Origin of the sequence: Roseovarius autotrophicus (assembly GCF_018069895.1) — a bacterium.
Taxonomy (GTDB): domain Bacteria; phylum Pseudomonadota; class Alphaproteobacteria; order Rhodobacterales; family Rhodobacteraceae; genus Roseovarius; species Roseovarius autotrophicus.
In genome coordinates this window covers 1-2,914 of record NZ_JAGQDH010000054.1, presented here as the reverse complement: position 1 = coordinate 2,914, position 2,914 = coordinate 1, and the positions used below count along the sequence as shown (strand labels likewise).

The following is a 2,914-nucleotide window of genomic DNA, read 5'->3' as shown; positions in this document are numbered from 1 at the left end:
TTCCACGGTATAGATCTCCCCACCCTCCCTGCAGCCGCAAGAAGGGAAAAGTGGCAGAATTTTACTCCGCCCGCAGCGAGACTATCCCGCCGCTACCGTGGCCTAATTTTGCACCGCCGTTCTCACCATCATTACTGGGGTCCACATGCGGAATCCAGTTGGACCCCGCCCCCAGAAGCCACCGTGCCGCCCCTCGATGGGCGCGCGCCAACCAATCGAACAGGATCATCCTCATGACCCTCGCCTTCGCCCCTGAGCGGATCGAGCAGTGGCCGCTTGCGCGCCTGCAGCCTTATGCCAAAAACGCCAAGATGCACGGCGCGGACCAGGTTTTGAGGCTTGCCGCCAGCATGGCCGAGTTCGGCTGGACCGTGCCCTGCCTCGTCGCTGACGACGGCGAGCTGATTGCGGGCCATGGCCGCGTGCTGGCCGCCACGCAGCTCGGCCTGACGGAAGCGCCAGTGATCGTGCTGGGGCATCTCACCGAGGCGCAGCGCCGGGCCTATCGGCTGGCGGACAATAAACTGACCGAACTCGGGACCTGGGACGAGGCGCTGCTGTCGGCCGAACTGAACGAGTTGCTGGCCGAGGATTTCGACCTGTCGCTGGTCGGGTTTTCCGACGGCGAGTTGGACAAGCTGTTGGCCTATGTGCCGGAAGGCGAAGGCGAGGATGGTGCTGGCCCGGGTGGCACAATGCCGCCGGTGACCATTCCCGAGCCGCCCCGCAATCCGGCATCGCGCACGGGCGACCTGTGGATCCTCGGCGATCACCGGCTGCTTTGCGGCGACAGCACAAACCACAATGATGTGCGCCGGTTGATGAATGGCGAGAGGGCGATCCTGTTCGCCACCGACCCGCCGTATCTGGTGGATTACGACGGCTCGAACCACCCGACGCGGAATAAAGATTGGAGCCAATCCTACGGCGTGACCTGGGACGACAGCAGCCAGGGCGCGGAGCTCTATGACAGTTTCATCGCCGCTGCGGTTGCCGAAGCCATCGCCGAGGATGCCGCGTGGTATTGCTGGCATGCCTCGCGTCGCCAGGCAATGCTCGAGGCCTGCTGGGAAAAGGCCGGGGCTTTCGTCCATCAGCAGATCATCTGGGTGAAGGACCGCGGTGTTCTGACCCGCTCGCATTACCTGTGGAAGCACGAGCCCTGCTTCATGGGCTGGCGCCGCCCGAACCGCCCGCCGAAGGTCGCCGAGCAGACGCTGCCCTCGACATGGGAGATGCCCAGCTTCGCCAAGGATGAGCGGCCCGACCATCCGACGCCCAAACCGCTTGACGCTTTCGGGATCCCGATGCGCCAGCATGTTGCCCGTGGCGGGCTCTGCTACGAGCCCTTCTCCGGCTCCGGCTCGCAGATCATGGCGGGCGAAGCCAACGGCCGCCGGGTATATGCGATGGAAATCAGCCCGGCCTACATCGACGTGGCTGTGGAACGCTGGCAGGCGGAAACGGGGCGAGAGGCAATTCTCGATGGTAATGGCGGAACCTTCGCGCAGGTGAGAACCGAGCGGCTGGGCAACGATGCCGATGCCCCTGCCAATGTTCCGGACAGGGACGCCGTTCCGGTCACGGACGCCGCCCCCGAACCCGCGCGAAAGCGCAAGACCGCCGCGTGACATGCATGACCTGGCTTTACCTTCCTCCGGAGACACTTCCGGAGCCGCAGACGCATGCCTCTTCGGCCTCTCGCTCTGCTCCGGCGCCGGCGGGCTCGACCTCGGACTCGCCATCGCCCTCCCCGGATATCGTGCTGTGGGCCATGTCGAACGGGAAACCTACGCCGCAGCCACTCTCGTGGCGCGGATGGAAGACGCGTCCCTGGATCAGGCTCTTGTCTGGGACGATGTTGGAACCTTCGACGGCAGCCCTTGGCGCGGCGCGGTGGATATCGTCACTGCGGGCTATCCGTGCCAGCCGTTCTCGGTCGCGGGCAAGCGCAGGGGTGCCGATGACCCACGCCACCTCTGGCCGCATGTCGCCCGGATTATCGGCGAAATCAAACCGCCCTTCGTGTTCCTCGAGAATGTCGCCCATCATCTCCGCCTCGGCTTACCCGAAGTCGCCAGCGGACTGGTCGGCATGGGCTACAAGCTTGCGGCAGGCCTCTTCACGGCGGCGGAAGTCGGTGCGCCCCATAAGCGCGAACGCCTCTTCATCCTCGCCATCCGCGAGGGGGACGAGTTGGCCGACCCCGCGCGTCTGCTCTGGAACCCGGTCGAGTGGTGGGAACCGGACGGAGCTGTTGCGATTGTGGCCCACGCCGATGGCCAACGACGGATGCAAACCGAGCGCGGGCAACCGCAAGACGGCCGATCTGACGCATTCGGCGGGAATGTGGATGACGCCGACGGCGCGGGATCACAAGGACGGTGCAACGACATTGGCGAATACGCCGGTGAACGGCCTGCTTGGCCGCCAGGTCCTGGTGACGCCGATGGCTGGGAGCGATACCTCCGATGTGCGCCGGACGTTGAACCCAGCATTCGTCGAGGCGCTGATGGGCTGGCCCACCGGGTGGACCGGCTTCGCCTCTATGGCAACGGCGTGGTCCCGCTGGTTGCAGCGCATGCGCTGCGAACTTTGGCGGCTCAATTGCTGGCCGATGGATGAGGCGGCGGCATGAAGCAATCGCGCGCCATGTCGCTGGTCGAAGCCGTGGCCAATGTGGTCGTGGGCTACGGCGTCGCCGTCATTACGCAGATCCTGATCTTTCCGGTCTTCGGGTTGCACGCGACGCTGGCCCAGAACCTTAAGATGGGCGCGCTGTTCACAGGTGAGAACGGCGGTGCAAAATTAGGCCACGGTAGCGGCGGGATAGTCTCGCTGCGGGCGGAGTAAAATTCTGCCACTTTTCCCTTCTTGCGGCTGCAGGGAGGGTGGGGAGATCTATACCGTGGAA

Annotated in this window: 3 protein-coding genes; all 3 read left to right on the top strand. The window is 64.9% G+C overall.

Annotated features, from left to right (window positions below):
* Nucleotides 1-233 precede the first annotated feature (233 nt).
* Genes KAK09_RS18400 through KAK09_RS18390 form a run of 3 tightly spaced genes read left to right on the top strand, consistent with a single transcriptional unit; the run spans nucleotide 234 to nucleotide 2,853 of the window.
* Nucleotides 234-1,631, top strand: a complete 1,398-nt coding sequence (locus KAK09_RS18400) for a site-specific DNA-methyltransferase (protein WP_210880376.1) — start codon at nucleotides 234-236, stop codon at nucleotides 1,629-1,631.
* Nucleotide 1,632: 1 nt separating this feature from the next.
* A complete protein-coding gene (locus tag KAK09_RS18395) occupies nucleotides 1,633-2,625 on the top strand; it encodes a DNA cytosine methyltransferase (protein WP_210880375.1) in 993 nt (330 codons plus the stop codon).
* A 9-nt stretch (nucleotides 2,626-2,634) separates the two neighbouring features.
* Entirely contained in the window at nucleotides 2,635-2,853 is a 219-nt protein-coding gene (locus KAK09_RS18390; protein ID WP_210880377.1) for a DUF7220 family protein, read from the top strand.
* Nucleotides 2,854-2,914: the final 61 nt, after the last annotated feature.

Coding starts and splice junctions, on each gene's coding strand:
- KAK09_RS18395 (WP_210880375.1), top strand. CDS start 1,633: ATGCATGACCTGGCTTTACCTTCCTCCGGAGACACTTCCGGAGCCGCA.
- KAK09_RS18400 (WP_210880376.1), top strand. CDS start 234: ATGACCCTCGCCTTCGCCCCTGAGCGGATCGAGCAGTGGCCGCTTGCG.
- KAK09_RS18390 (WP_210880377.1), top strand. CDS start 2,635: ATGAAGCAATCGCGCGCCATGTCGCTGGTCGAAGCCGTGGCCAATGTG.